The 26,676-nt window shown below is 64.3% G+C and carries 24 protein-coding genes; 3 read left to right on the top strand and 21 right to left on the bottom strand.

The genetic code is table 11. The features are described from left to right. Window positions 1–5: 5 nt before the first annotated feature. From LPJ38_RS18965 to LPJ38_RS18870, 20 genes are all read right to left on the bottom strand, one after another. Window positions 6–671, bottom strand: a complete 666-nt coding sequence (locus tag LPJ38_RS18965; RefSeq protein WP_145627319.1) for an HAD family hydrolase — start codon at window positions 669–671, stop codon at window positions 6–8. Between the two features lie 130 nt (window positions 672–801). Next, window positions 802–1,992, bottom strand: coding sequence for a multiple monosaccharide ABC transporter permease (gene mmsB / locus LPJ38_RS18960; protein ID WP_145627322.1), 1,191 nt, complete (start codon window positions 1,990–1,992; stop codon window positions 802–804). After that, a complete protein-coding gene (gene mmsA, locus LPJ38_RS18955; protein WP_145627327.1) occupies window positions 1,989–3,566 on the bottom strand; it encodes a multiple monosaccharide ABC transporter ATP-binding protein in 1,578 nt (525 codons plus the stop codon). Before mmsA ends, mmsB begins: the two co-directional genes overlap by 4 nt. Before the next feature lie 184 nt (window positions 3,567–3,750). Beyond that, window positions 3,751–4,821, bottom strand: a complete 1,071-nt coding sequence (chvE, locus tag LPJ38_RS18950) for a multiple monosaccharide ABC transporter substrate-binding protein (protein ID WP_145627333.1) — start codon at window positions 4,819–4,821, stop codon at window positions 3,751–3,753. Between the two features lie 73 nt (window positions 4,822–4,894). Continuing rightward, window positions 4,895–5,776 carry an SMP-30/gluconolactonase/LRE family protein gene (locus LPJ38_RS18945; RefSeq protein ID WP_145627336.1) on the bottom strand — a complete coding sequence of 294 codons (882 nt, stop codon included), beginning with the start codon at window positions 5,774–5,776 and terminating at the stop codon, window positions 4,895–4,897. Further along, window positions 5,773–6,849: an aldose epimerase family protein gene (locus tag LPJ38_RS18940; RefSeq protein ID WP_145627339.1), complete on the bottom strand. Its 1,077-nt coding sequence runs from the start codon at window positions 6,847–6,849 to the stop codon at window positions 5,773–5,775. The genes LPJ38_RS18945 and LPJ38_RS18940 overlap by 4 nt, the downstream gene beginning before the upstream one ends. A gap of 2 nt (window positions 6,850–6,851) precedes the next feature. Next, window positions 6,852–7,778 carry a Gfo/Idh/MocA family protein gene (locus LPJ38_RS18935; protein WP_145627342.1) on the bottom strand — a complete coding sequence of 309 codons (927 nt, stop codon included), beginning with the start codon at window positions 7,776–7,778 and terminating at the stop codon, window positions 6,852–6,854. 2 nt (window positions 7,779–7,780) lie between these two features. Then, complete coding sequence (locus LPJ38_RS18930) at window positions 7,781–8,551, bottom strand: FadR/GntR family transcriptional regulator (RefSeq protein WP_145627346.1); 771 nt, start codon at window positions 8,549–8,551, stop codon at window positions 7,781–7,783. Continuing rightward, the gene (yjfF, locus tag LPJ38_RS18925; protein ID WP_145627347.1) at window positions 8,548–9,528 is read right to left on the bottom strand and encodes a galactofuranose ABC transporter, permease protein YjfF; all 981 of its coding nucleotides are present in this window, start codon (window positions 9,526–9,528) and stop codon (window positions 8,548–8,550) included. The genes LPJ38_RS18930 and yjfF overlap by 4 nt, the downstream gene beginning before the upstream one ends. Continuing rightward, on the bottom strand, window positions 9,525–10,517 hold the full coding sequence (locus LPJ38_RS18920; RefSeq protein WP_145627352.1) for an ABC transporter permease: 993 nt from the start codon (window positions 10,515–10,517) through the stop codon (window positions 9,525–9,527). The genes yjfF and LPJ38_RS18920 overlap by 4 nt, the downstream gene beginning before the upstream one ends. Continuing rightward, a complete protein-coding gene (locus tag LPJ38_RS18915) occupies window positions 10,514–12,058 on the bottom strand; it encodes a sugar ABC transporter ATP-binding protein (protein WP_167520179.1) in 1,545 nt (514 codons plus the stop codon). Before LPJ38_RS18915 ends, LPJ38_RS18920 begins: the two co-directional genes overlap by 4 nt. A 115-nt stretch (window positions 12,059–12,173) precedes the next feature. After that, on the bottom strand, window positions 12,174–13,139 hold the full coding sequence (ytfQ, locus tag LPJ38_RS18910) for a galactofuranose ABC transporter, galactofuranose-binding protein YtfQ (RefSeq protein ID WP_145627364.1): 966 nt from the start codon (window positions 13,137–13,139) through the stop codon (window positions 12,174–12,176). A 365-nt stretch (window positions 13,140–13,504) separates the two neighbouring features. Further along, entirely contained in the window at window positions 13,505–14,677 is a 1,173-nt protein-coding gene (locus LPJ38_RS18905; protein WP_145627368.1) for a fumarylacetoacetate hydrolase family protein, read from the bottom strand. A 108-nt stretch (window positions 14,678–14,785) separates the two neighbouring features. Beyond that, a complete protein-coding gene (locus LPJ38_RS18900; protein ID WP_145627371.1) occupies window positions 14,786–15,844 on the bottom strand; it encodes a YeiH family protein in 1,059 nt (352 codons plus the stop codon). A gap of 111 nt (window positions 15,845–15,955) precedes the next feature. Next, window positions 15,956–16,174, bottom strand: a complete 219-nt coding sequence (locus tag LPJ38_RS18895; RefSeq protein ID WP_145627373.1) for a hypothetical protein — start codon at window positions 16,172–16,174, stop codon at window positions 15,956–15,958. Between the two features lie 163 nt (window positions 16,175–16,337). Further along, window positions 16,338–17,051, bottom strand: a complete 714-nt coding sequence (locus LPJ38_RS18890; RefSeq protein WP_145627375.1) for an ABC transporter ATP-binding protein — start codon at window positions 17,049–17,051, stop codon at window positions 16,338–16,340. Further along, window positions 17,048–17,803 (bottom strand): ABC transporter ATP-binding protein, encoded by a 756-nt coding sequence (locus tag LPJ38_RS18885; RefSeq protein ID WP_145627379.1) that lies wholly within the window; start codon window positions 17,801–17,803, stop codon window positions 17,048–17,050. The genes LPJ38_RS18890 and LPJ38_RS18885 overlap by 4 nt, the downstream gene beginning before the upstream one ends. A gap of 2 nt (window positions 17,804–17,805) precedes the next feature. Then, the gene (locus LPJ38_RS18880) at window positions 17,806–18,825 is read right to left on the bottom strand and encodes a branched-chain amino acid ABC transporter permease (RefSeq protein WP_145627383.1); all 1,020 of its coding nucleotides are present in this window, start codon (window positions 18,823–18,825) and stop codon (window positions 17,806–17,808) included. After that, window positions 18,822–19,724 carry a branched-chain amino acid ABC transporter permease gene (locus tag LPJ38_RS18875; RefSeq protein ID WP_145627385.1) on the bottom strand — a complete coding sequence of 301 codons (903 nt, stop codon included), beginning with the start codon at window positions 19,722–19,724 and terminating at the stop codon, window positions 18,822–18,824. Before LPJ38_RS18875 ends, LPJ38_RS18880 begins: the two co-directional genes overlap by 4 nt. A gap of 90 nt (window positions 19,725–19,814) precedes the next feature. Continuing rightward, a complete protein-coding gene (locus tag LPJ38_RS18870; protein ID WP_145627388.1) occupies window positions 19,815–21,074 on the bottom strand; it encodes an ABC transporter substrate-binding protein in 1,260 nt (419 codons plus the stop codon). A 172-nt stretch (window positions 21,075–21,246) separates the two neighbouring features. On the opposite strand from LPJ38_RS18870, the gene LPJ38_RS18865 reads away from it, so the two are divergent. Genes LPJ38_RS18865 through LPJ38_RS18855 form a run of 3 tightly spaced genes read left to right on the top strand, consistent with a single transcriptional unit; the run spans window position 21,247 to window position 25,285 of the window. Continuing rightward, on the top strand, window positions 21,247–22,740 hold the full coding sequence (locus LPJ38_RS18865) for an AMP-binding protein (RefSeq protein WP_145628340.1): 1,494 nt from the start codon (window positions 21,247–21,249) through the stop codon (window positions 22,738–22,740). Next, a complete protein-coding gene (locus tag LPJ38_RS18860) occupies window positions 22,737–23,378 on the top strand; it encodes a TetR/AcrR family transcriptional regulator (RefSeq protein ID WP_145627392.1) in 642 nt (213 codons plus the stop codon). Before LPJ38_RS18865 ends, LPJ38_RS18860 begins: the two co-directional genes overlap by 4 nt. After that, window positions 23,375–25,285: a flavin-containing monooxygenase gene (locus LPJ38_RS18855; RefSeq protein ID WP_145627395.1), complete on the top strand. Its 1,911-nt coding sequence runs from the start codon at window positions 23,375–23,377 to the stop codon at window positions 25,283–25,285. Before LPJ38_RS18860 ends, LPJ38_RS18855 begins: the two co-directional genes overlap by 4 nt. Before the next feature lie 139 nt (window positions 25,286–25,424). Here LPJ38_RS18855 and ald read toward each other — a convergent pair whose 3' ends face one another. After that, complete coding sequence (ald, locus tag LPJ38_RS18850; RefSeq protein WP_145627398.1) at window positions 25,425–26,540, bottom strand: alanine dehydrogenase; 1,116 nt, start codon at window positions 26,538–26,540, stop codon at window positions 25,425–25,427. Window positions 26,541–26,676: the final 136 nt, after the last annotated feature.

The raw sequence follows: 26,676 nt of genomic DNA, 5'->3' as shown, positions 1-26,676 counted from the left end.
GGGCCTTACATCCCCTTCCAGAAATCGCTCATGCGTCCGAACACCCGATCGGCTCCTGCAGCGGACAATATAGCCTGCCCGTCCCGGCCGCCGTAATGGCCTCCACCGACAAATCCCCAGACGGTCATGCCGGCCGCCTTCCCCGCCTGCACGCCGCTGACGCTGTCCTCGATCACCAGCGTGCGCGCCGGCGAGGCGCCCATCTGCACGGCTGCATGAAGGAAGAGATCGGGCGCGGGCTTGCCGTGCTCAACCATTTGGGCCGTGTAGAGCCGGTCGCCGAAATGCGCACGCAAGCCAGTGACGTCGAGGGAGAGCGAGACTCGATCGAGATCACTGGACGAGGCCAAGCAGAACGGAACCGTCAATTCCGACACCACGGCCCCCACTCCAGGGATCGGTTCGAGCGAGTCGGCAAACGCCTCCAGCACGCGCCATTTCAAGCGCGGCAGGAAGCCATCGGGCACGATCTGCCCGAGATCGCGATAATGCTGCTCGACTGCCTTGGTGCTGCGCCCAAGAAACAGCTCGAGCGCCTGCGCCTCGCTGAGCGCGAAGCCGAATTCGGCCAGCACTTCGGACAGGCAGCGGCAGCTCAACAGCTCGCTGTCGACCAGCACGCCGTCGCAGTCGAAGATGATGAGGTCGGGCGTTGAACGGCCGTGATCCATCCGCCCATTCGATCATATACCCATTGGATGAGCAATAGCTCAGCTGCCGGGCGCCCTGTCGACGTCGACTATCGATCGCGGAAACGCGGTGGCACGGCGCGTTGCGCCTCTGCCCGCATCGCCGTCGCGGCTACCGACGCTGGTTATACACGTCGATACACACCGCCCCCAGCAGCACCAGGCCCTTGATGACCTGCTGATAGTCGATGCCGATGCCGAGGATGGACATGCCGTTGTTCATCACGCCCATGATCATGGCGCCGACCACCGCACCGCCGACGCGCCCCACGCCGCCATAGGCCGAGGCGCCGCCGATGAAGCAGGCGGCGATGACGTCGAGCTCGAAGCCGAGACCGGCCTTCGGGGTCGCGGTGTTGAGGCGCGCGGCGAAGACGAGGCCAGCGAGCGCGGCGAGCACGCCCATGTTGACGAAGGTGAGGAAGGTCAGCCGCTCCGTCTTGATGCCCGACAAGCTCGCCGCCTTGGCGTTACCACCGACTGCATAGATCTGCCGGCCGATCACGGTGCGACGGGTGACGAAACCGTAGAGCGCGATCAGCGCCGTCATGATGACCAGCACGTTCGGCAGGCCCCGATGCGAGGCGATCAGATAGGTGAAATAGAGTACGGCACAGGCGAGCAGAACGCTCTTGCCCAGGAAGAACGCATAGGGCTCGACCTCGATGCCATGCGACTGCTCGCGCGAACGGCCCTTGGCGCTGGCGTAGACAAGGCCCAGCGCGAGCACCGCGCCGATCAGCATGGAGGTCGGGTGCAGCGTGCCGGCCTCGGGCAGCAATTCGGGAATGAACCCTGACGACAGTTTCTGGAAGGTGGCCGGGAACGGCCCGAGCGACTGGCCCTGCAACACCGCGAGTGCGAGGCCCTTGAACACCAGCATGCCCGCCAGCGTCACGATGAAGGACGGGATCTTGAAATAGGCCACCCAATAGCCCTGCGCGGCGCCGATGGCGGCACCGACCAGCAGGCAGGCGATGAAGGCGAGCGTGTAGTCGACCTTGTAAGTCACCATCAGGAGGGCGGCTACCGCTCCGACGAAGCCGGCGACCGAGCCGACCGACAGATCGATGTGACCGGTGACGATCACCAGCAGCATGCCGAGCGCCATGATGACGATGTAGCTGTTCTGCAGTACGAGGTTGGTGAGATTCAGCGGCTGCAGCAACGTGCCGCCGGTCATGACCTGGAAGAACAGCATGATCGCGATCAGCGACATCAGCATGCCGTAGTTGCGCAAATTGTTCTTGATGAAGCTGCCGTGGCGGCGCTCCTCGGGCAGCGACACCGTCTTGTCGGTCATGGCTGCATTCCTCCCATATCCGCGGCTGCGGGCGCGGCGTTCCCAATGCTTCGTTCGTTGCGCATGATGGCGCGCATGATCTTTTCCTGCGTCGCCTCGGATCCCCTGAATTCGCCGACGAAGGCGCCCTCGTTCATGACGCAGATGCGGTCGCAGATGCCCAGCAGTTCCGGCATTTCCGAGGAGATGACCACGACGCCGCGGCCTGCCTCCGCCAGCTCGTTGATGATACAGTAAATCTCGTACTTGGCACCCACATCGATGCCTCGCGTCGGCTCGTCCAGGATCAGCACCTTTGGATCGGTCATGAGCCATTTCGATAGCACGACCTTCTGCTGATTGCCGCCTGAGAGCTGGCCGGTCTCCTGATAGACGTCGGAGCAGCGGATGCGCATGCGGTTGCGGTAGTCGCTGGCGACCTTCAGCTCGGCGATGTCGTCGATCACCCTCCTGGGCGCCACCTGTTCGAGGCTTGCCAGCGTGATGTTCTTGCGGACGTCGTCGGCGAGGATCAGGCCGAGCTGCTTGCGGTCCTCGGTGACATAGGCAAGGCCGGCGTCGATCGCAGCCGCGACGCTCGGCAGCATCATCTCCCTACCCTCGAGCCGGAGGCTGCCGCTGATATTGGTGCCCCAGGAGCGGCCGAACAGGCTCATCGCAAATTCGGTACGACCGGCGCCCATCAGGCCGGCGATGCCTACGACCTGGCCTCGCCTGACGCTGAAATTGACGTTCTTGATCACCTGCCGTTCGGGATGAATGGGGTGATAGACCGACCAGTTCTCGACGGTGAGCACGGGCTCGCCGATCTTGGCGCTACGCTCCGGGAAGCGGTGAGCGAGATCGCGATTGACCATGCTCCGGATGATGCGGTCCTCCTGGATCGCTTCTGCACGACAATCGATGCTGTCGACGGTGCGGCCGTCGCGCAGCACCGTGATGTGGTCGGCGACCTTGGCGACCTCGTTCAGCTTGTGCGAGATCAGGATCGAGCCGATGCCCTGCTCGCGAAATGCCATTAGCCGTTCGAGCAGCGCGGCGCTGTCGGCCTCGTTGAGGCTCGCGGTCGGCTCGTCCAGGATCAGCATGCGCACCCGCTTGGACAGGGCCTTGGCGATCTCGACCAGTTGCTGCTTGCCGACACCGAGATCGGTGATCAACGTATCCGGTGATTCCTTCAGGCCGACCTGCGCGAGCAGGTCCCGCGTACGCCGGTACACCTCGTCGCGATCGATGACGCCGAGCTTCGACGGCGGATGCGACAGGAAGATGTTCTCGGCGATCGACATCAGCGGGATCAGCGCCAGCTCCTGATGGATGATGATGATGCCGAGCGCCTCGGAATCGTTGATGTCGCGGAAGCGACGCTCCTCGCCCTCGAAGACGATGGTGCCTTCATAGCTGCCGTGCGGATAGACCCCGCTCAACACCTTCATCAGCGTCGACTTGCCGGCGCCGTTCTCGCCGACGAGGGCGTGGATCTGGCCTGCGTGAACCGAGAAGTTGACGTCGCGCAGCGCCTGCACACCTGCAAAGCTCTTGCTGACGTTGCGCATCTCCAGCATGGCGGTCATTGCTTCATATCCCAGTTCTTCTCCGCGTCGTCATGGCCGAGCTTGTCCCGGCCATCCACCTACACGCCCGGCGAGGACGTGGATGCCCGGGACAAGCCCGGGCATGACGAGTTTGTGGACATGCCTTTCGTGCCTCATCAAGCGTTCACTCTCCCGCACGCAGCGAGAGGAAAAGTGGAGAGCCCTACTGGAACTGCGACTTCTTGTAGTAGCCGCTGTCGACCAGCTCCTTCTCCCAATTGTCCTTGTAGACCACCACCGGCTTGAGCAGATAGGACGGCACCGTCTTGACGCCGTTCTCGTAGGTCTTGGTGTCGTTGACGGTGACTTGCTTGCCGGCGAGCGCGGCGTCGACCATGTCGGCCGTGACCTTGGCGAGGTCGCGCGTGTCCTTGAAGATGGTCGAATACTGGTCGCCGCGCAGCATCGCCTTGATCGACGGCACTTCGGCGTCCTGGCCGGAAATGATCGGCATCGGCTGGTCGGCGCTGCCATAGCCGACGCCCTTCAGCGAGGAAATGATGCCGATCGAGATGCCGTCATAGGGCGACAGCACGGCATTGATTTTCTTGTTGCCGTAATAGGCGCTGAGCAGATTGTCCATGCGCGCCTGCGCGGTGGCGCCGTCCCAGCGGAGCGTCGCGACCTTGTCCATCCCCATCTGGCCGGAGGCGACGACGAGCTTGCCGCTGTCGATATAGGGCTTCAGCACGCTCATGGCGCCGTTGTAGAAGAAGTAGGCGTTGTTGTCGTCGGGCGAGCCGCCGAACAGCTCGATGTTGAAGGGTCCCTTGCCCTCCTTGAGGCCGAGCCCCTTTTCGATCGATTGCGCCTGGAGCACGCCGACCTGGAAATTGTCGAAGGTTGCGTAGTAGTCGACATTGGGGGTGCCGCGGATCAGGCGGTCGTAGGCGATCACGATGATGCCTTTTGCTTTCGCCTGCTTGAGCACGTCGGAGAGCGTGGTGCCGTCGATTGCCGCAATCACCAGCGCTTTCGCGCCCTTGGTCACCATGTTCTCGACCTGCGAGAGCTGGTTCGGAATGTCGTCCTCGGCATATTGCAGGTCGGTGTTGTAACCGCGCTCCTTCAACACCTTGACCATGTTGTTGCCGTCGTCGATCCAGCGCGCCGAAGATTTGGTCGGCATGGCGATGCCGACCGTCGCCTTTTGGGCAGAGGCAGCGACGCTCGTGGCCATCGTCGCAGCGCCGGCCAGCGCCAGCGCGAGGAATGTGGTCTTCAATTTCAGCATGTTTCACTCCCTTTGGGTGTCAGACTGTTCTTCGTTTCGTCGAGGGACGTAGAGTCGGGTTGCTCCGGATCTCCTATGCGAGCTTGACGTCGGGCTCCGCGCGACCGCGCGCGGAAGCCTCCAGCAGAAACGTTTTGCCTGCTTGCGGATCCGCCGCGCGCGCTGCCGCATCCATGTCCTGCCAGGCCGAGGTGACGAGGAGGCGCGACAGGTCCGGGCCGACAAACGCGGGACAGCTCGCCTGCTTCGCCGGCACTCTGAGTGAGCGCAGGCGCTCACCTTGTGGCGAGTAGACGTCGATGCGGCTCGCACCCCAGCACGCGTTCCAGATCTGCCCGTCGGCATCGCACACCGAGCCGTCGAGACCGCCGATGCCAGTGTGACGTAGCAGCACCTCGGGCTCGCCACGCGGCAGGCCGGTCGCAGGATTGAGCGGCACGCTGTAGAGCACGGCGCGCGCACTATCGGCGAAATAGCCGATCGCACCGTCCGGCGAGAAGCAGATCGAGTTCGGAATGCTGATGCGAGGAAACAGCAGAGAGATCTTGCCGCGATGGAACGCATAGATCGCGCCTGCCCCGGGCTCCGCCTTGCGGCCCATGGTGCCGATCCAGAACGTGCCGGATTGATGCACCCGCGCGTCATTGGAACGCGTCGTGGGGTTGTCGGCTTCGAGCGGACAGAGCAGCGTCATGACGCCGTCGGCGAGCTTGCGGACATAGAGGCCGTCCTCGGCGACGATCAAGTGCCGTTCCGCATCGATGCGCCCGAGCGCGCTCGCCATCCGGCCGAGCGTATGGACGCGGATGCCGCCGCTGCCGAGTTGCGCCTCGAACAACAGCCCTTCACGGATGTCGAACCACCAGGCGGTGTCGGTGGTCGCGTCATAGGTCGGCCCCTCGCCGAGATGGCACGGATGGTCCGAGAGGACAGACGTGGGCACCTGTTCCGTCATGGTGACCTCACCGAAAAGCGATACACGGTGTGATGACGATAGACCTCGCCGGGTGCGAGCCGAGGGCTTGGGAAGTCCGGCCGGTTCGGCGCGTCAGGCCAAATGTGCGGCTCCAGGCAAATCGCATCCGATTGCCGGATGAGCTTGCCTCCCTTCCCTGAAATCGTGCCATCGAGATAGTTGCCGGAATAGACCTGAAGGCCGGGGTGGTCGGTGAGCAGTTCCATGATGCGTCCCGAGCGCGGCGCCTCCAGCCGCGCTGCGAGCGCGAGCTTGCCGTCACGGCCCAGGCAATAGGTGTGGTCATAGCCCCTGCCGTTCTGCAATTGCTGATCGCTCTCGCGAATCCGCGCGCCGACTGCTTTCGCATCGCGAAAATCGAACGGCGTGCCGGCCACACTGCGCGGCGGCTCCGGCAACGGAATGGCGGTGGGATCGATCGCAAGGAAATGCTCGGCGGCGACGGTCAGCTTGTGATCGAGGATGGGCGTGCCGGCGGTCGCGCCTTCCAAATTGAAAAAACTGTGGTTGGTGAGGTTAACGATGGTCGGACGGTCCGTGCGGGCCTCCATGGTGAGCGACAATTCGGTCGGTCCCGTGATGCGGTAGGTCAGACGCACGCCGAGCCGACCGGGATAATGTTCTTCGCCATGCGGGCTGACATAGGTGAGCGTCACCGCGGGCTCGGCGCCCTCGTCGATCTCCGCAATCTCCCAGAGCTTGCGGTCGAAACCATCGAGGCCGCCATGCAGCGCATTGGGGCCGTTGTTGACGGCAAGCTGCACCGTCTCGCCATCGAGCGAGAACCGCCCCTTGGCTATGCGATTGGCATAGCGGCCAACCGTGGCTCCGAAGAACTTTCGCTCAGTGAGGTAGCCGGCGAATGCGTCATGGCCGAGCACGACGTCATCATAGCCGCCTTTGGCGTCCGGCGTGATCAGCGCTTGTAGCACCGCGCCATGGGTGATGATGCGCGCCTCGAAGCCGCCGTCCCCACGCAGCACGATGCGCTCGACCTTGCGGCCGTCGGGCAGTGTCCCAAAAACGTCTTTTGTGATCTTCGATGCGGCCATGGTCAGTCCACGAACGTTTCGACGACGGTGCGCCTGCCGAGCAGGAAGGCGTCGGCGACGAGGCGAAGCGGCGCCAGATCGACGTCGCTCGCGCCGCTCGCTGCGAGCGCGACGAAACGCCGATAGAGTCCGCGATATTCCTCATCAGGCGCTTCGGCAAGCACCTTGCCGTCGATTGCCATGCGCGCCCCTCCGTTCGACAGGATCATCCGGCCTTGGTCGGTCCCCACCACGATATCCCAGCTCTGAGGTCCCGTCTGGCGAAAGTCGAATTCGGCACTGACCGGGAGGCCGCCGATATCTGTCAGCGTCAGGTTCGCGGCGATCGGTGCCTGGCAATTGGCGGGAAAGGCCAGCTCGGCCGCGGTGACGAACACGGGTTGCGGCAGGATACGGGTGAGGATCGACAGCGCGTTGATGCCGGGGTCGAACACGCCGAGGCCACCCGGCTCCCAGATCCAGCCCTGCCCGGGATGCCAGACGCGGACGTCCTCCTTCCAGCTGATATGCACGGAGGCGATGCGGCGCCCGGCGAGCCATTGCCGCGCCGGCTCGACCGCTGGCGCGTAGCGCGAATGCCAGGTCGCGAACAGCGTCCGCTTCGCACCCGCCGCCATCGCGATCAGCGGATCGAGCTCGGCGACGCCGGTGCCCGGCGGCTTCTCCAGCATGACATGCTTGCCCGCGGCCAGCGCCGCAGCAGCCTGGGCGCGGCGCACCTGCGGCGGCGTGCAGAGCGAGACCGCGTCGATCGGCGGTCCCTTCTCCAGCAATTCCTCGATGGTCGCAAAATGTGGCAGTCCCGGCAGCGAGGCGTTACGGCTGGCGACCGCCGCGAGGGTCGCGCCCGGCGTCGCTGCGATCGCGCCGACATGCTGGTCGCGCGCGATCTTGCCGAAGCCGACGATGGCGATGCGAAGATCTGTCACGGCTATTCTCCAGTATCGACGGATGGCGGCGCCTCGGCCGGCGCGGTCTTGATCACCGTGCCCTCGTGGCGGCGCATGCCATTGTGAATGACGTAGATCATCGCCTCTGACGCAGCTTCCGCATCGCCCGCCGCAATGGCATCGACGATCCTCTGATGCCAGAGCAGCACGGTGTCACGGTCCTCCGGCTCGACCGGGGCGCTGAGCAGGAACGAGGCGCGCAGCGCAGCCTCGATGACATGTCCGATCGAGCGCATGAACAGATTGCCGGAAGCGCGCGCCACCGCAACATGGAGCGCGAGGTCGGCGTCGGCAAAGCCGACGGAATCGGAGGCTTCCAGCCGCATCCGATCCATGCAGCGCCGAAGCTCGGCAATGTCGTCCTCCGATCGCTGCGCCGCCGCAAGCATCGCGGCGCGCGGCTCGACGGCCAGACGTATCTCGGCGAGGTCGTTGAGGAAGCGCTTGTCGATGCCGGCATCCAGATGCCAGGCCAGCACGTCGGCGTCGAACATGTTCCAGGCACCGCGCTCGCGCACGACGGTGCCGACCCGCGCCTTGGTGGTGAGCAGGCCCTTGGCGACCAGCGTCTTCACGCTCTCCCGCAGCACCGGGCGCGACACACCGAACATCGCGATCATCTCGGCATCGCCCGGCAGCCGCGTCCCCTCCGCATAGCGCCCGGCGATGATGTCGACGCCAATCGAGCGGGCCACCTCCGCATGGTTGGAATGGGCCCGCCGCGTCGGGATGACGACGATGCGCGAGGTCATGAGACTGCTCCTGCACTCGCCTTCAACGGCCGGCGGGCGAGCGCGACTAGCCCCTGCTGCAAGGCGATGAAGGCGAACAGCAGGACACCGGTCGCGATCTTGGTCCACCAGCTCGACAGCGTGCCGTCGAAATTGATGTAGGTCTGGATCAGACCCTGGATCAGCACGCCGAGGAAGGTGCCAATCACCGAGCCCTGTCCGCCCGTCAGCAACGTGCCGCCGATCACGACGGCCGCGATGGTGTCGAGCTCGACGCCGACGGCGGAGAGCGAATAGCCGGCGCTCGTGTAGAAGGAAAAGACAATGCCCGCGATGCCGGCGAGCAGGCTCGATAGCATGTAGATCTTCACCGTCATCTTGCCGACGGCGATGCCCATCAGGCTCGCAGTCGCCCGGCTACCGCCGAGCGCGTAGACATTGGCGCCGAACCTCGTGAGCTGCAGCAGCAGGGCGCCGCCGATCACGATCACCAGCATGATGATCGCGATCGCGGTCAACCGCCCGCCGCCGGGCATGCGCAGCGCGAAGTCCGACACGGTGGAGTAGACCGGCGCAGTGATCGGCACCGATTCCGTCGAGAGCAGGAAGCTCGCACCGCGTGCCAGGAACATGCCGGCCAGCGTGACGATGAAGGGCGGCAGGTCGAAGACGTGGATCACGGCGCCCATCGCAGCCCCGAACCCTGCCGAGAGCACGAGGACGGCGGCGAAGGCGGCCAGCGGCGGCACGCCCCAGCGCTCGATCGCCAGCGCCACGAAGACAGTGGTGAATCCGATCACCGATCCGACCGACAGATCGATGCCGCCTGAAATGATGACGAAAGTCATGCCGGTGGCAACGATGCCGAGAAAGGCATTGTCTGTGAGGAGATTTCCGATCACGCGGGTCGAGGCCATGTTCGGGAATTGCATTGCGCAGAGCGCAAAGCCCGCGACAAGCACGATCGCCGTGATGAGGACCGGCGGCAGGCTTTTCATGGTTTCGCCCTCCGCAGCCGTGCCGCGATTCCGGCAATGCCGGACAGCTTCGGCGATTGCAGCAGCAGCACCGCGAGCACCACCACCGCCTTGACCAGCAGGTTGAACTCGGGCGGATAGCCCGACAGCAGGATACCGGTGTTCATGGTCTGGATGATCAACGCGCCGAGTACGGCCAGAACGAGGCTGAAGCGGCCCCCGAACAGCGAAGTCCCGCCGATCACCACGGCGAGGATGGCGTCGAGTTCGAGCCAGAGGCCGGCATTGTTGGCATCAGCGCCCATGATGTCGGCGGCTGCAATGACCCCCGCGAGCGCGGCGCAGACCCCGCACCAGACATAGACCGCCAGGATCATGGCACGGGTGCCGACGCCGGCAAGCTCGCTCGCTCGCGCATTGCCGCCGGTCGCCTCGATCAGGAGCCCGAGCGCCGAGCCCCGCACCACCGCGCCGGTGAGGATCAGCATGCCTAAGGCAATCACGACCGGCACCGGCAGGCCGAGCACCGCGCCATTGCCCAGCCAGACCAGATCCGGCGAGGAGAAGGTGACGATCCGCCCTTCGGTGATGAGCTGAGCGATGCCGCGTCCCGCCACCATCAGAATCAGCGTTGCCACGATCGGTTGCATGCCGAGCACGGCGACGAGGAAGCCGTTCCAGAGACCACAGACCAGTCCGGCACCAAGCGCAGCCGCCAGCACCACCGGCAGGCCGTGACTGTCGGCGAGACTCGCCGCGATCGCCCCGCAGATCGCCATGACGGCGCCGACCGACAGGTCGATGCCGCGCGTCGCGATGACCAGCACCATGCCGAGCGAGAGCAGCGCCACCGGCGTGCCGCGATTGAGCACGTCGATCAGGCTGCCGAACAACCGGCCGTCCTGGAGGCGAAGGTCGAAGAATTGCGGCGACACTGCGCGGTCGACTGAGAGGATGACGATCAGCGCGAGGATCTGGGGAAGGCCGCGGCGCGGCAACAGCGCTGTCATGCCCGCCCCTCATGCGCGATGGCCTCGCCGTCGGCGGCGATGGCCGCGAGGATGTTGCCGACGTCGATCGCCTCGCCCGCGAGCTCCTCGACATGGGCGCGGTCACGCAGCACCACGACGCGATCCGAATAGGTCACGATCTCGTCGAGCTCGGAAGAGATCACCAGCAGCGCTAGGCCGTCGTCGCAGAGCTCCCGGATCAAGCGGATGATCTCGGCATGCGCGCCGACGTCGATGCCGCGGGTCGGCTCGTCCAGCACCAGGAGCCGCGGCGAGGTCGCAAGCCAGCGCGCCAGCAGCACTTTCTGCTGATTGCCGCCCGAGAGCAGACCTACGGGCCGTTCCGGATCGGGCGGGCGGATGTCGAGCATCTTGACGTAGCGGCTTGCGATCTCGTCCTGCTCGCGTCGCGACAATGGCCGATGCAGACCGCGCTTGGCCTGGAGCGCGAGCACGATGTTCTCGCGCACGCTGAGCTCGGCGACGATCCCGTCGGTCTTGCGCTCCTCCGGGCAGTAGCCGAAACCGTGGCGCACGCCGTCGCGCGGCGACAGCAGCCGCACGGCCGTGCCCTCCACCCTCGCCTGCCCGCGATCGGCGCGTTCGGCGCCGAACACCAGCCGCGCCGTCTCGGTGCGCCCCGAACCGAGCAGGCCGGCAAGGCCGACGACCTCGCCATGGCGCAGCTCGAGGTTGAACGGCGCGACATAGCCGGCCTTGCCGTAACCCTCGAAGCTCGCGCAGATCTCGCGCGCCTTGGGTTTGGTGGCCGCAGCCCGCGCGCTGGTGGTCTCGGCCAGCTCGCGGCCGAGCATCATCCGGATCAGCTCGAGCCGCGACAGCGAAGCCGTCTCGCGCTCGCCGACCAGGCGGCCGTTGCGCAGCACGGTGATGCGGTCGGAAATCCCGTAGACCTGATCGAGGAAATGGCTGACGAAGACGATGCCGATACCTCGCTTTGCGAGCTGGCGCATGATCCCGAACAGGATCTCGACCTCGTGGCGGTCGAGGCTCGAGGTGGGTTCATCCAGGATCAGCACGCGCGCGGAAAGATCGACCGCCCGCGCGATCGCGGTGACGTGCTGGATGGCGACCGAATAGTTGCCGAGCGGTGCGGCGACGTCGATGTCGAGCCCGAAATCGGCAAGCAGCGCCTTGGCGCGACGCCGCATCTCGCCCTCGCGCACGATGCCGAAGCGCATCGGCTGGCGGTCGAGGAACAGGTTCTGCGCCACCGAGAGGTTCGGCAGCAGATTGACCTCCTGGTAGACGGTGGCGATGCCGGATTGGAGCGCAGCCTTGGTCGAACGCGGCGCAATCTCTTCGCCGCTGATCCTGACGATGCCGGCGTCACGCGGAAACACGCCTGTGATAACCTTGATCAGCGTGGACTTGCCGGCGCCGTTCTCGCCGAGCAGCGCATGGATCTCACCGGCGCGCAGGGTGAAGTCGATCTCCTGCAACGCGCGCACGGCGCCAAAGCTCTTGCTGATCCCTCGCGCCTCCAGCAGCGGCAGAGCAACATCGAGGCTGTTCTCCATGGCAACGTCACTCCCACCGGTGCCCGTCGATGAGGCGGACACCCAGCCTAGCCGTTAACGCAACGGTTTCGAAGGGTGCACCGGACCACAAGGGCGATCCGGCGCTGTCCCCGCCTCAGTAACCGAGGCCCTTCTTGCTGTCGTAGATCTTCTGCGGATCGTCGGCAGCGGTGTAGAGCTTGGACTCGGTCTGGATCCATTTCGGCGGAACCGTGCCCTTGCTCTTGAAGGCTGCAATAGCATCGAGCGCAGGGCCGGCCATGTTCGGCGTCAGCTCGACCGTTGCGTTGGCCTCGCCGCCGGCCATCGCCTTGAAGATGTCGGGCACAGCGTCGATCGAGACGGTGAGAATCTCCTTGCCCGGCTTGAGGCCGGCTTCCTTCATCGCCTGAATCGCGCCGACCATCATGTCGTCGTTGTGGGCGTAGACGGCGCAGATCGACTTGCCGCCGCCTTCGGCCTTGATGAAGCTTTCCATCACCTCCTTGCCCTTGGCGCGGGTGAAGTCGCCGGTCTGGCTGCGCACCACCTTCAGGTTCGGATGCTTGGCGATCGCGGTGTCGAAGCCCTTCTTGCGATTGGCGGCGACGCTGGCGCCGACCGTGCCCTGCAGTTCGACGATGTTGCAGGCCTTGGTCCCGACGGTCTTGGCGAGCCAGTCGCCGGCGACGGCGCCCTCATGCACGCTGTCGGAGGTGACGGCGGTGAGATAGAGATCCTTGCCGGAAGGATCGATGTCGCGGTCGAGCAGCACGACCGGAATCTTAGCCTCCTTGGCTTCCTTCAGCACCGAATCCCAGCCGGTCGAAACGACTGGCGCAAGGAAGATCGCATCGACGTTCTGCGCGATGAAGGAGCGGATCGCTTTGATCTGGTTCTCCTGCTTCTGCTGCGCGTCGGCGATCTTGAGGTTGACCTTGCGCTTGGCAGCCACCTGCTTGGAGACCGAGGTCTCGGCGGCGCGCCAGCCGGATTCCGATCCGATCTGCGAGAAGCCGATGGTGAGCTCGGCCGCATTGGCCGGCAGCGCGAGCAACAACGCCGCCGTGGCGCTGGCCGCAAAGAGGGCTTTGAGGGTCATCAGGCGTGTCTCCCAAGATGTTATCCGGGGCGTCGATTGGTAGCATGGCACCCACAGGCCGGCCTTCGAGGCGGCGGGAGGCACTATTTCACGGAAGAGCGGTTCCGACTAGTCATATTATTTGACTATTTGGAGGCGCAGCGTGGCGCTGCGGCAGCGCGCGGTTCTTCGACACGCTCAGAGCGATTTTGTTCCGGGGATGCAACGAGGAGATGAAGGAAATTGTGCGGCGGCGACGATCGGGCCACAGATCGTCTTGGCCGGCTTGTCCCGGCCATCCACGGCTTGCTTAGCTGCCCCAACAGAACGCGGATGCCCGGGACAGGCCCGGGCATGACGGCCGTAGATGAGGGAGAGGCGAAGCGCTAGATCAATTTCCGCTGGGCCAGGTTCTTCATCAGCGCGCCGATGCCGAAGGTCCAGGGCTCGCACTCGTCGCTGGTGCGCATGCGGTTGATCAGCTTGCCGAGCTGCGGCGCTGAGATCGTGACGATGTCGTCGCGCTTGTGGGTGAAGCCCTGCCCCGGCGCGTCCCGATCCTTCACGGGGGCGAACATGGTACCAAGGAAGAGTACGAAGCCGTCAGGGTATTGGTGGATCTTGCCAATGGTCTGCGCCACGAGATCGGTCGGATCGCGGCTGATCTTGCTGATGGAGGAATGGCCGTCGAGGACGAAACCGTCCGCGCCCTTCACGTTGAGGCTGATGTCCAGCTTGCGAGCGTGGTCGAGCGTGAATGTGTCGTCGAACAGGCGCAGCAGCGGGCCGATCGCGCAAGAGGCATTGTTGTCCTTGGCTTTCGACAGCAGCAGCGCCGAGCGTCCCTCGAAGTCGCGCAGGTTCACGTCGTTGCCGAGCGCGCCGCCGACGATCTTGCCGCGGCTCGAGACGAACAGCACGAGCTCGGGCTCGGGATTATTCCAGGTCGACTTCGGATGCAGGCCGGCGTCCATGCCAGTGCCGACCGAGGACATGGTCGGTGCCTTGGTGAAGACCTCGGCATCAGGGCCGATGCCGACTTCAAGATACTGGCTCCAGGCGTTCTGATCGATCAGCACCTGCTTCAGGTGCATCGCCTGGTCCGAGCCCGGCTTGAGCTTCGACAGATCGTCGCCGATCAGCCGTGTCACCTCTTTGCGGATCGCCTCGGCCGACGCCGGATTGCCCTTGGCCCTCTCCTCGATGACCCGCTCCAGCATCGAGATGGCGAAGGTGACGCCGGCGGCCTTCAGCGTCTGGAGGTCGACGGGCGCGAGCAGCCACGGCTTTTTCGGGTCGCGCCCATCGGGCGCCGTGTTGGTGACGATCGCCTCGAGATCGCCGATGCGCTCGCCCTTGATCGAGCTAAGCGCCTTGGCGGGATTGTCTTCCTCGCAGAGCGCGCTGATGGTCGGAAGCTTCGCGGTGACGTCAAAAACGCCATCGTCTCGCACAGCAACGACGGCCGGACCGTTCACCTGAGGCAGCCAGACGCGGCCGGCCAACGTTCCCCGCGTTCCGTCCTCGGGGAGAAGGTCCTTCACGGTCAATGTGATCATGGCTGGCGTCCTCGCTGTTTTCGGACCGTCCACGTTGAACGATGGCCGGTCTCATTGGCGAAGACCAATAAACGTCTGGCTCCGGATGTCCAGAGCAGCGGCGCCTTCCTATTTGAACCAATGCACCAACGCAATGCTGATGCCGAGCAGCAGCATCAGCGACAGCGTCACGGCGGCCGTCACGCGGCCGCCGACATGGGCAAGCACGCGCACATCGACACCGAGGCCCAGCGCGGCCATCGATACCACGGTGAGAAAACCCGTGATCTTCGTGACCGGCCCGACCACCGTGGCCGGCACGATTTCGAGGGAGCGCAGGGTCGCGAGCGCGAGGAAGCCGAGGATAAACCACGGGACCAGTCGAAAGAATCCGACATTGGTCTTCTTGGCATCGCTCTGCCAGCGCGAGGCAACCAGCGACAGGCCGACGACGACGGGACCGAGCATCAGGACGCGCATCAGCTTGACCAGCGTGCCGATCTGCGTCGAGACGAGGCCGGCGGGCACCGTCGCGGCCAGCACCTGCGGCACGGCGTAGACGGTGAGGCCCGCCAGGATCCCGTACTGCGTCGCGGATAACTGCAACAGCGGGATCAACAGCGGCAGGCCGAGCACCATCATCACGCCGAGGATCGCAGTGAAGGAGATCGAGGACGCGATCTCGTCATTGTTGGCGCCGATGATCGGAGCTACGGCTGCAATCGCGGAATTGCCGCAGATCGAATTGCCGCAGGCAATCAGGATCGACAGCCGTGTCGACAACCCCAGCATCCGGCTGAGGCCGAAGGAGACAGCGAGCGCGATCACGACAACGGCGGCGATCGACGCCAGCAGCGCGATGCCCGAGGCTGCGATCGCGGCGAAGCTGATCGAAGCCCCCAGCAGCATGACGGCGACTTCGAGGAGCTGTTTCGCGCTGAAGGCGATCCCGGCCTGCCAGCGTGGTGCCGGTTTCCAGAAGCTGCGCAAGGCCATGCCGAGCAGGATCGCCATGACGAGCGCCTCGACATAGGGATGCTCGAACATGCCCAGTTCGGCCCGCTCCAGCAGGGCCGAGACACCGGCGACCAGAACGCAAAGGAGAATGCCGGGAATCAGCGCCGCAATTCGGCTCGCGGCTGAGGCCGGCTTGTCGTCGGCCGGGCTGGATGCTTGATTCTGCGACACAAATCTCTCCCAGAGGAGAAAGATTTATACGCAGCGCGACCGGAGAGGGAAATAAGTTTTCGACATATCAGGCCCGAGGGAAGTTCTATCCTCAGCCCGGAATAATCGGCCTTAGAAGATCAGGCTTTTGGCGAGCGAAGCGACGCGGCTGAAGCCGTCATAGATGCCGGGCTCGAAGAAGGCGGCGCGGGCAAGCACGATGCCTGCAACCAGCGACCAGAACAGCATCGTGCCGGTCCGCAGCAGGAGCTTTGAGGCGCGCGACTTCGGCTGGGTGTCCGTTGCGGACACCAGCTGCTCGCCGAAGGGCTCAAATCCGGTGCGTTCCATGGCTACGCCAATCCATTAAATCCTGACCGAATGTCGTCGTTTCCGGCTCAAACGGCAATGGAAGCGATTGGCGTTTTTCCCCCTCGGAGGGAAATCTTCTTCCGTCGGGCAACCTCGGGACAACAGTTTTCTTCCTCCGGCCACGTGGACACCGGAGCGTAGGCTACAGGGCCAGATATCGCCGCCGGATCGCCTCGTTGGCCTTCAACTCGTCGATTCCGGCGGCATAGACGATCTGGCCCTTGTCGATGACGGTGGCGTGGCTCGCCAAGCCGAGACAGAAATGCATGTTCTGCTCGGCGATCAGCACGGTCGAACCGAGCGAACGGAGTTGCCGCAAAAGCTCGCCGATCCGTTGCACGATGATCGGTGCGAGACCTTCGCTCGGCTCATCCAGCAGCAGCAATGCGGGGTTTCCCATCAGCGTGCGCGCGATGGCGAGCATCTGCTGCTCGCCGCCGGACAGGCGCCCGGCGATGCGTTGGCGCAGCGGCTCCAGCAGCGGAAAGACCTCGTATATGCGCTTGATCGGCCATTCGTCCTGGCCCTCCGGCCCCTTCTTCTTCCCGATGACGAGATTGTCCTCCACCGTGTGCTCCGGAAAGACCTGACGATCCTCCGGCACGAAGCCGAGGCCGGCGCGCGCGATCGCGTGCGGCTTCAGGCCGGAGATCACGGCGCCGCGCAGGCTGACCCTGCCCCGCCGGGGCGGCGCCAGTCCCATGATCGCTTTCATCGTCGTCGACTTGCCCGCGCCATTGCGGCCGAGCAGCGCCATGGTCTCGCCCTGCCGCACCGACAGGCCGACGCCGAACAGGATCTGGCTGGTGCCGTAATACACATCGAGATCGGCAACTTCGATGACGGCCCCGCTCATGCGGCAGCTCCCGCATGTTCAGTGCCGAGATAAGCGTCGATCACGGCGCTGTTGTTGCGGATCTCGTCGGGCGTGCCGGTCGCGAGGATACGCCCATAGCAGAGCACGACGATCTTCGGGGCGATCTTGAACACGATATCCATATCGTGCTCGATGAAGACGACGGTGATCTTCTGGGTCTCCCAGAGCTCGCGCACCTTGTCGATCATGCGCCAGCGCTCCTCCGGGCCCATTCCGGCGGTGGGTTCGTCCAGCAACAACACTTTTGGTTCGAGCACCAGCGCGAGCGCGATGTCGAGCAGCTTCTGGTCGCCATGCGAAAGCGTCGCGGCGGTGCGATTGCGCTTGCCGGCGAGCCCCAGCAGCTCCATCACGTGCTCGGCGCGCTCGCGCGTCTCTAGCAATGGAAAGCGCTTGTGGAGCACCGCTGACGTGCGCTGGTCGGCGCTGACGGCAGCGAGCATCGTCTCCTGCACCGTCAGCGACTTGAAGATGCTGGCGACCTGGAAGGCGCGACCGATGCCGTGGCGTACGATCTCCGGTGGCGAGCGGCCGGCGAGATCGACGCCGTCCAGCAGCACCTGGCCGGAATCCGGCTTCAACGCGCCGGTGATCAGGTTGAAGAAGGTGCTCTTGCCTGCGCCGTTCGGGCCGATCACCGCGGTGAGCGAGCCGTCGGGAAAGTCGAGCGAGACATCGTTGGTCGCCTTCACACCACCAAAGGATTTTGCGAGATTGCGGATCTCCAGCATGGCTAGCGCCCCTCGCCAGCGTCGCGCCGATGCGCAACCCATTCGGCGACGAAATCCAGGAGGCCCTTGCGCAGGCCCAGGGCGAAGAACAGGATGACGACGCCGAGCACGATGCCGTGATACTCGGTGAAACGTGTCACGGTGTCGTTGAGCAGGAGCAGCAGCACGGTGCCGACCATCGGCCCCAGGAAGGTCGAGACGCCGCCGAGCATATTGATGAAAATGCCCTCGCCCGAAATCGTCCAATAGGCAAATTCCGGATAAGCACCGGAGACGAACAGCGCCATCACCATGCCGCCCATCGAGGCGAACAAAGCTGCCAGCACGAACACGGTGAGCTTTGCACGCCAGACGTCGATGCCGAGAAAGCTCGCCCGCGCCGCATTGTCGCGGATCATGCGCAGCGTGTAGCCGAATGGCGATTGCGCGATCTGGCGCATCGCGAGCAGGCCAAGGATCAGCAGCGCACAACTGGTGACATAGAGATGGACGTGGTTGGCGAGGTCGATGCCCAGGAACGCGGGGCGCGGAATGCCGCCGCGCAGGCCCTGGTCGCCACCGGTGAAAGAGGCCCAGGACAGGATCGTCGAATGGATCAGCATCTGGAAGGCCAGCGTGACGAAGGCAAAATAGATCTCCTTCAGCCGCACGCAGATCGCGCCGATGATGGCGGCGACCACCGTCGTGATCGCCAGCGTCGCGATGAAGGCGACCGGAATTGGCACGTTCAGCTTCTGCATGATCAGGCCGTAACTGTAGGCACCGAGGCCGAAGAACATGCCGTGGCCGAATGAGGTCAGGCCGGTGTAGCCGACCAGCAAATTGAGCGAGGTTGCGAACAGCCCGTAGGCCGAGCAGCGAATGACGAAATCGAGCAGCGCTTTGCTTCCCGTGAACATCGGCAGGCTTGCCAGCACGGCGAAGGCGATCAGCGCAATCAGGAGATCGCGGTAGCGTCCAAGCGCCGGGCCGCTGCGCACCGGCACCAGCGTCTGCGCGCGTCCGGCCTCCAGCTCCGTCATGCCGCCTCCTTGCCGAACAGGCCGGTGGGCTTGGAGACCAGCACGATCACCATGAACAGATACATCAGCCCTTCCACGAACAGGGGAAAGCCCTGCGAGCCAAACGACCTGATGAGACCGAGCAGCAGCGCACCGATCAGCGCGCCCAGGATCGAGCCCATGCCTCCGATCACGGTCACGATGAAGGATTCGATCAGCACCGAGAATCCCATCCCAGGGGTGAGCGAGCGCACGGGCGCGGCCAGCGCGCCGGCAAGGCCGGCCAGCATGCCGCCGAGCGCGAACACGCCGCCATAGATCAGACCGGTGTTGATGCCGAGGGCGGAGACCATGCCGGGATTGTGCGCGGCGGCGCGGATCACCTTGCCGATGCGGCTGCGCGAGAGCCCAAGGCCGAGCACAATGGCCGCAACAAGCGCGACGCCGATCAGCAGAAGATAATAAGGCGGCACCACACCGCCGGCGATGAATAGCGGCATCACCTGGAAGGCCGCCGGCATACCCATCGCCTTGAACTCCGGTCCCCAGATCATGCGGACGACATCGTCGAAGATCAGCACGAAGGCGTAACAGACGAGGACCTGCATCAAGACGTCCGCGCCGTAGACGCGGCTCATGAAGACGCGCTCGAAGATCAGGCCGAGAACGGCCGTGCCCGCCGCGCCCGCAAGCATCGCGAGCGCAAAGCTGCCGGTGAGCTGATAGGCCGTCATCGCAAAATAGGCGCCGAACATATAGAAGGCGCCGTGACTGAAATTGACAACCTTGAGCACGCCGAAGATCAGCGTCAGCCCGACCGCGACGAGAAACAGAAGCATGCCGATGATGAGGCCGCTGGTGGTCTGCGTCACCAGGCAGGCAGAGCTGGAGAGGCAGCCGGCAAGCGCATCGAGATCCACGGGAGCACTTTCATTTGCAGCGCGCCGGATACAGCGCGGAAGATCAAACGAAACGGCGGAGACGGTCACCCGGCTCCGCCGCGTATTAACTCAGGTGTAGCCTTTGCTCTTCTTCCACTCGGCCTCGAGCTCGAAGATGGTCTTCCAGTCGCCGGCCTTGATCTCGGGAACATACGGCTCTTGCGGGATCGTGGTGCCCCAACCGATGGCGTAGCCGACCAGCGTGTGGTCCTCGCCGCGCATCGTCACGGTGCCGTCGGCCCCGAACGGGCACTTGATGGTGAGGCCCTTCAAGACCTCCGCGATCTTCTTGCCGTCGGCCGAGTTCGCCTTCTTCGCAGCTTCCGCCATCAGCATGATAGCGGTGGCGTTCTCCCACGACCAGTTGGTTGGATATTCATTGTACTTCGCCTTGTAGGCATCGCCCCAGGCGGCATTCTCCGGCGTCGCCGGGAAGGTTTTGATGTAGCGGTTGCCGGAGTGGATGCCCTTGGGAAGATTTTTCACCACAGTGAGCGCGGTATAGTCGGCCATGTTGACCGCGAACACCTCCATCTGGCCGAACATCGCATAGATATTGGCCTGGTCGATGTAGGAGGTGAGATCGCCGCCCCACAGACAGGAATAGAGCGCCTGCGGCTTGGCCTGCAAAATCTTCGTGACCACCTCGGTATAGTCGGGCTGGAACAGCTTCGGCCAGGACTCGCTGATGATCTCGACGTCGGGCGCGAAGCGCTTCAGATACAGCGTGAACTCCCCGGTGGTGTCGCGTCCGTAGGCATAATCCGGCGAGCAGGTCGCCCATTTCTTCAAGCCTTTCGCCTTGGCGATCGCTGCGGCGTAGCTGCCGCCGACGATGGAGTCGTGCACGCCCTGCCGCGCGGTGCGGAATGCATTGGGGATATGCTGCTTCGGATCCGCGGTCAGCGCCGAGGTCTCCGAATTGGTGTGGATGCAGAACACGCCGAGATCGCGCGCGACCTCGTGCACCGCGAAGGCGCCGGAGGAGGCTTCGGCGTCGATCATTAGCTCGCAGCCGTCGGTGTTGACGAGCTCGCGCGCGACACGTGCAGCTTCCTGCGGTTGGCCCTTGGAGTCGCGGATCACCATCTCGATCTGCCGACCTGCTAGACCGCCGGCGGCGTTGACCTTCTCGACCTCGAGCATCACGGCATTGCGCGAGGACGTGCCGAGCTGTGCGACGCGGCCCGACAAAATCGTCGGCATGCCGATCTTGATGGTCTTGGCTTGGGCACGCGCCACCCAGGGCGCGGCAAATGTCATCGCACCGGCGCCCATCAGCGCCAGTGTCGAACGGCGGCTGATGCCCGGCGTGCGGGTTCTCGTCATTTTCCCCTCCCTCTTTCGGGTCGGCGTTTCCTGATCCCTGCCGGAGATCGTCTCGTCTCCGTGTCTCCAAGGATTTCAGAGCAAAGGGGGTGACGTCAAGCCAAAGATGAATTACGAGTCAGAATTCATCAAGGGAGGGGATGAGGCCGCCAACCGGCTCAAAACAAGCGCAATGATCAATCTGTCGAGCTTCATCGCCTTTCATGCACGGCGCACCCCGGACCGGGCTGCGCTGAAATATCGCGGCGAGGAGATTTCCTACGCGGTCTTCCATGCGCGCGTCCGCCAAGTCGCAGGCTGGCTCGCCGCGCAGGGCATCGGCCCAGGCGACGTGGTTGCGGTGCTGATGAAGAACAGCGCGGCGTTCCTGGAGCTCGTGTTCGCGACCAGCCATCTCGGCGCGGTGTTCCTGCCGGTCAACTTCCGGCTCTCGCACGACGAGGTCGGCTACATCGCCGGCAATGCCGGCGCGCGGCTGTTGATTGCCGATGAAGAGCTCGCCGCGAATGCAGCGGGCGCGAAGACCATCGTGGTGAATGAAGCCGCGCAACAAAGCATCACCCATCTTGCTGGCGACGCACCGACCGCGGCCATGCATGTCCGCCAGCCATCCGACCTGATGCGGCTGATGTACACCTCGGGCACGACCGACCGCCCCAAGGGCGTGATGCTCACTTACGATAATTTCTACTGGAAGTCGGCTGACCAGACCATCGCACTCGGCATCAGTGCCGACACGCGCCTTCTCGTCGTCGGCCCGCTCTATCACGTCGGCGCGCTCGATCTGCCCGGGATCGCCGTACTCTGGCACGGCGGCTTCATCCGCATCGAGCGCAATTTCGAGCCGGAGACGGCGCTTGCGGCCATCGCCGAAGACAAGCTGAATGCCGCCTGGTTCGCGCCCGTGATGACCACCGCGATGCTCACCTGCCCGAGGCGTGACCGCTACGACGTCTCGAGCCTTCAATGGGCGATCGGCGGCGGCGAGAAGACGCCGGAGCTGCGCATCCGCGCCTTCTCGGAATATTTCCGCAATGCCCGCTACATCGACGCCTATGGCCTCACGGAGACCGTCGGTGGCGACACCTTCATGGAGAAGGGCCGCGAGATCGAGAAGATCGGCTCGACCGGGCGCGCCATCGCCCACGTCGAGATCGAGATCCGCGACGAGGACGGCAAGAAGCTGCCGCCGAACGTCAACGGCGAGATCTGCCTGCGCGGCCCGAAGATCACCCGCGGCTATTGGAAGGATCCGGAGAAGACGGCGTCCGCCTACTTCGGCGACTGGTTCCGTACGGGCGATGTCGGCTATCTCGACGAAGATGGCTTTCTGTATTTGACCGACCGCAAGAAGGACATGATCATCTCCGGCGGAGAGAACATCGCGTCCTCCGAGGTCGAGCGCGTCATCTACGATTTGCCTGACGTGCGCGAGGTCGCCGTGATCGGTCTGCGCGATCCGCGCTGGGGCGAGCGGCCGGTGGCCATCGTCGTGCTCGCCGAAGGCGCCAGCCTCGAACTGCCTGCCCTCACCGAGCACTGCCGCGCGCGGCTGGCGAGCTTCAAGGTGCCGAAGCAGCTGATCATCCGCGACGCCCTCCCCCGCAATCCCAGTGGCAAGATCCTGAAGCGCGTGTTGCGCGCCGAGCTGGAGACCTCTGAATGACGCAAGTGAACGCCAAGGTCACAAAGCTCAACCGTGTCGAGCGCAACGCCTGGACCAAGCAGAAGATCTTCGAGGCCGCCACCAAGGTAGTCGGCAAGCATGGCTATGCCGAAGCCTCGGTCGCGCGCATCACCGAGCAAGCCGGCGTCGCGCAAGGCACTTTCTACAATCATTTCGAGAACCGGCAGGAGCTGCTCGACCAATTGCTGCCCAAGATCGGTCTCGACATGGTCGAGTTCATCCGTGCCCGCACCGGTACGGCGGATGCGGCCCGCCAGGAGATCGCGCGTTTCTCCGCCTTCTTCGACTTCATCCGCGAGGTGCCGGAATTCCTGCGTATTCTCAACGAAGCCGAGTTCTTCGCCCCCATCGGCTATCAGAAGCATCTCGACAACATCGCGACCGCCTATGTGCGCATCCTGGGCCGGGCTCGCCTTGCAGGCGCGATCGAGGATTACAGCGACGAGGAATTTGAGGCGATCGTCCACATGCTGATGGGCTCGCGCGGCTATCTCAGCCGGCGCTACTCCTATTCGGATGGCGGCGTCACCGCTGTGCCTGACCACGTCATCTCCGCCTATCGCAAGCTGATGACGCGCGGCCTCTTCACTGCATCCGGAGATCAGGACACGCCATGAACATCGCATCTCCACACCAGCCGCTCGATCTCGCCTCCACGATCGCCGAAGGCGACATCCGCTGCCTCCTGATGGTGCTGGTGCACATGACCGGCGACGAGAAGTGGCTCGCGCCACCCTACCTGCCCAAGCGCGACATCCGCCTCATTCCGGATCCCGAGGCCGGCGTCCCAAGGGACATCCAGGACGAGATCCGCGCCGCAGTCGTCGAGCTCTTCGCCAAAGGCACGCCGAAGCCGGTCATCACCGATCCGGGCGATGAGCTACTCTTGAAGATGATGCGTGCCTGCCTCGGCGAGAATGTCGCGCCGGAATATGCCCCGTTGATGCGCGAGGAAATGGGCTTCGTGCCGCGCCAGGCGCGCTGGACCGAGCGTCCATCAGATGACAAGCTTGCCGACCAGCATGTGCTGATCGTCGGCGCCGGCGTCTGTGCAATCGCGCTCGGCGTGGCACTCGGCCATCTCGGCATCCCCTACACCATCGTCGAGAAGAACGCCGAACTCGGCGGCACTTGGTGGATAAACCGCTATCCCGGCTGCGGCGTCGACACGCCGAACCATTCCTATTCCTACTCGTTCGGCTCCGGCAACGCGTGGACGCGCTACTTCTGCCAGCGCGAGGAGCTGCTCGGCTATCTCCAGAAGGTCGCGGAGGAATACGGCATCCGCGAGCATTTGCGGGTCAACACCGCGCTGACCTCGTCGCGTTGGGACGAAGCCAAGCGGCGTTGGATCTCCACGCTCAAGACGAAGGATGGCGAGGAGACTTTCGAATCCACCGCCCTGGTCTCGGCGATCGGCCAGCTCAACGATCCCTCCCGCGCGAACTTCAAGGGCGAGGAGAATTTCAAGGGCACGATCCTGCACTCGGCCTTGTGGTCGGACGACATCAAGCTCGACGGCAAGCATGTCGCCGTAATTGGCACCGGCGCGACCTCGATGCAGTTGGTGCCGTCGATCGCCGGCCGTGTGGCCTCCGTCACCGTCTACCAGCGCAGCGCGCAATGGGCGCGGCCGGTGAAGGGCTATGCCGATCCGATCAGCGAGGGCGCGCGCTGGCTGCTGGCGCATCTGCCGTTCTATGTTCAGTGGTATCGCTTCAACATGTTTTGGCGCTATGGCGACGGCCTCTTGCCCTTCCTGCGCAAGGATCCGGCCTGGCCGCATCCGGAGCGCGCCGTCAACAAGGGCAATGACCGGCACCGCCAGGAGTTGACCGACTTCATCCTGTCCGAGCTGAAGGACCGGCCCGATCTGATCGAAAAATGCGTGCCGACCTATCCGCCCTACGGCAAGCGCATCCTGCTCGACAACAACTGGTTCAAGACGCTCACGCGGGACAATGTCGAGCTCGTCACCGAGGCGATCGACCGTTTCGACGAAACCGGCATCGTCACAGCGGATGGCCAGCACCGCCCAGCCGACATCATCGTGGTCGCGACGGGGTTCAAGGTCACGGAGATGGCCGCGCGCCTGAACATCAACGGCCGCGACGGCAAGGATTTGCGTGATGCTTGGGCCAATGACAATCCGACCGCATATCTAGGCCTCACCGTGCCGGGATTTCCGAACTTCTTCTGCATGCTCGGTCCGAATTCAGGCCCGGCCCATGGCGGCAGCGTCATCTTCCAGTCGGAATGCCAAAGCCGCTACATCTCGGCTTGCCTGGTCGACATGATCGAGCAAGACGTCGCAGCGATTGACGTCCGCCAGGACGTGCTCGACGACTACGTCCGCGGGGTCGACGCCGAGCACGAGGCGATGATCTGGACCCATCCGGGCATGAGCACCTACTACCGCAATGCCAATGGCCGCGTGTTTTCGGCGATGCCTTGGCGGTTCGTGGATTATTGGCGCATGACGCATGACCCGGATCTGGGGCAGTACAGGTTGACGAAGGGGTGAGTCGTCGCCGCCACGATAGCGTGGCGATTGCATCCTACTCTCACCACGTCGTCATTGGGAGCGTAGCGAAGCAATCCAGGGTCTTTCCGTGGAGGGATTCTGGATTGCTTCGCTGCGCTCGCAATGACGGTTGGCGGCCTTACGCCGCCAGCCCGCTCTCCACCGGAGCGAACTCCAGGCCCAGGCTTTCCGCCACCGCCTTGTTCGTGATCCGGCCGCGATGCACGTTGAGGCCGTTGCGCAAGTGAGGATTTTCCAGCACCGCGGCAAAGCCCTTGTTCGCCAGCATCAGGCCGAACGGCAGCGTCGCGTTGTTCAGCGCCTGGCTCGACGTCACCGGCACCGCGCCAGGCATATTGGCGACGCAATAATGCACAATGCCGTCGACCTCATAGGTCGGCTCGGTGTGCGTGGTCGGATGCGAGGTCTCGAAGCAGCCGCCCTGGTCGATGGCGACGTCGACCAGCACCGCGCCCGGCCGCATCGACTTCAACATCGCGCGCGTGACCAGCTTCGGGGCGCTCGCTCCCGGCACCAGCACAGCGCCGATCACGACGTCGGCGGCGAACACCTCCTCCTCGACCGACTCGATCGTCGAGAAGCGGGTGCGCACCCGTCCGACAAAGAGATCGTCCAGCTGGCGCAGACGTGGAATCGAGCGATCGATCACCGTGACTTCAGCGCCGAGGCCTGCGGCCATGCGCGCCGCCTGCGTTCCCACCACGCCGCCGCCGAGCACGACTACGCGCGCCGGCTGCACGCCCGGCACGCCGCCGAGCAGCAGCCCTCGGCCGCCCGCCGATCGCCTGAGCGCGGCGCCGGCGGCCTCGATCGCGAGGCGGCCGGCGACTTCGCTCATCGGCGCGAGCAGCGGGAGGTGGCCGTTCGCGTCGGTGACGGTCTCATAGGCGATCGCGGTGCAACCGGAGGCAAGCAGGCCCTTCGCCTGCTCCGGATCCGGCGCGAGATGGAGATAAGTGAACAGGATCTGGTTTTCGCCGAGTTGGGCCCATTCGCTTTTTTGTGGCTCCTTCACCTTCACGATCATCTCGGACTTGGTGAAGATATCGCGCGCGCTCTCGGCGATCGCAGCCCCTGCTCGCCGATAGACCTCGTCGGAGGCACCGATGCCGCTGCCGGCGCCGGTCTCGACCAACACCTGGTGACCGGCTGCTACATATTCACGGACCGCGCCCGGGGTGAGCCCGACGCGATATTCCTGCACCTTGATCTCCTTGGGAACACCGACTCGCATCTTCAGATCCTTCCCAACACATTGATTCCGTTCATCATCGTATCGGTCGCGGCGGTTTGGTTTCGTGCAAATATCCGCTAGGCTCGGAGGCCGCGCGCCGGTTTCCGGCGCAGAAATGTCATTTGACGCTGGAAAC

It is taken from the genome of Bradyrhizobium daqingense, assembly GCF_021044685.1.
Classification (GTDB): domain Bacteria; phylum Pseudomonadota; class Alphaproteobacteria; order Rhizobiales; family Xanthobacteraceae; genus Bradyrhizobium; species Bradyrhizobium daqingense.
This window is presented reverse-complemented; position numbering and strand designations above follow the sequence as displayed.

What these genes read in the sequence shown, in the direction of transcription:
- LPJ38_RS18905 (WP_145627368.1), bottom strand. Translation starts at nt 14,677, where the DNA reads ATGATCACATTGACCGTGAAGGACCTTCTCCCCGAGGACGGAACGCGG.
- LPJ38_RS18940 (WP_145627339.1), bottom strand. Translation starts at nt 6,849, where the DNA reads ATGGCCGCATCGAAGATCACAAAAGACGTTTTTGGGACACTGCCCGAC.
- yjfF (WP_145627347.1), bottom strand. Translation starts at nt 9,528, where the DNA reads ATGAAAAGCCTGCCGCCGGTCCTCATCACGGCGATCGTGCTTGTCGCG.
- LPJ38_RS18890 (WP_145627375.1), bottom strand. Translation starts at nt 17,051, where the DNA reads ATGAGCGGGGCCGTCATCGAAGTTGCCGATCTCGATGTGTATTACGGC.
- LPJ38_RS18895 (WP_145627373.1), bottom strand. Translation starts at nt 16,174, where the DNA reads ATGGAACGCACCGGATTTGAGCCCTTCGGCGAGCAGCTGGTGTCCGCA.
- LPJ38_RS18870 (WP_145627388.1), bottom strand. Translation starts at nt 21,074, where the DNA reads ATGACGAGAACCCGCACGCCGGGCATCAGCCGCCGTTCGACACTGGCG.
- LPJ38_RS18860 (WP_145627392.1), top strand. Translation starts at nt 22,737, where the DNA reads ATGACGCAAGTGAACGCCAAGGTCACAAAGCTCAACCGTGTCGAGCGC.
- LPJ38_RS18855 (WP_145627395.1), top strand. Translation starts at nt 23,375, where the DNA reads ATGAACATCGCATCTCCACACCAGCCGCTCGATCTCGCCTCCACGATC.
- ald (WP_145627398.1), bottom strand. Translation starts at nt 26,540, where the DNA reads ATGCGAGTCGGTGTTCCCAAGGAGATCAAGGTGCAGGAATATCGCGTC.
- LPJ38_RS18945 (WP_145627336.1), bottom strand. Translation starts at nt 5,776, where the DNA reads ATGACGGAACAGGTGCCCACGTCTGTCCTCTCGGACCATCCGTGCCAT.
- LPJ38_RS18965 (WP_145627319.1), bottom strand. Translation starts at nt 671, where the DNA reads ATGGATCACGGCCGTTCAACGCCCGACCTCATCATCTTCGACTGCGAC.
- mmsA (WP_145627327.1), bottom strand. Translation starts at nt 3,566, where the DNA reads ATGACCGCCATGCTGGAGATGCGCAACGTCAGCAAGAGCTTTGCAGGT.
- mmsB (WP_145627322.1), bottom strand. Translation starts at nt 1,992, where the DNA reads ATGACCGACAAGACGGTGTCGCTGCCCGAGGAGCGCCGCCACGGCAGC.
- ytfQ (WP_145627364.1), bottom strand. Translation starts at nt 13,139, where the DNA reads ATGACCCTCAAAGCCCTCTTTGCGGCCAGCGCCACGGCGGCGTTGTTG.
- LPJ38_RS18915 (WP_167520179.1), bottom strand. Translation starts at nt 12,058, where the DNA reads ATGGAGAACAGCCTCGATGTTGCTCTGCCGCTGCTGGAGGCGCGAGGG.
- LPJ38_RS18930 (WP_145627346.1), bottom strand. Translation starts at nt 8,551, where the DNA reads ATGACCTCGCGCATCGTCGTCATCCCGACGCGGCGGGCCCATTCCAAC.
- LPJ38_RS18885 (WP_145627379.1), bottom strand. Translation starts at nt 17,803, where the DNA reads ATGCTGGAGATCCGCAATCTCGCAAAATCCTTTGGTGGTGTGAAGGCG.
- chvE (WP_145627333.1), bottom strand. Translation starts at nt 4,821, where the DNA reads ATGCTGAAATTGAAGACCACATTCCTCGCGCTGGCGCTGGCCGGCGCT.
- LPJ38_RS18865 (WP_145628340.1), top strand. Translation starts at nt 21,247, where the DNA reads ATGATCAATCTGTCGAGCTTCATCGCCTTTCATGCACGGCGCACCCCG.
- LPJ38_RS18920 (WP_145627352.1), bottom strand. Translation starts at nt 10,517, where the DNA reads ATGACAGCGCTGTTGCCGCGCCGCGGCCTTCCCCAGATCCTCGCGCTG.
- LPJ38_RS18880 (WP_145627383.1), bottom strand. Translation starts at nt 18,825, where the DNA reads ATGACGGAGCTGGAGGCCGGACGCGCGCAGACGCTGGTGCCGGTGCGC.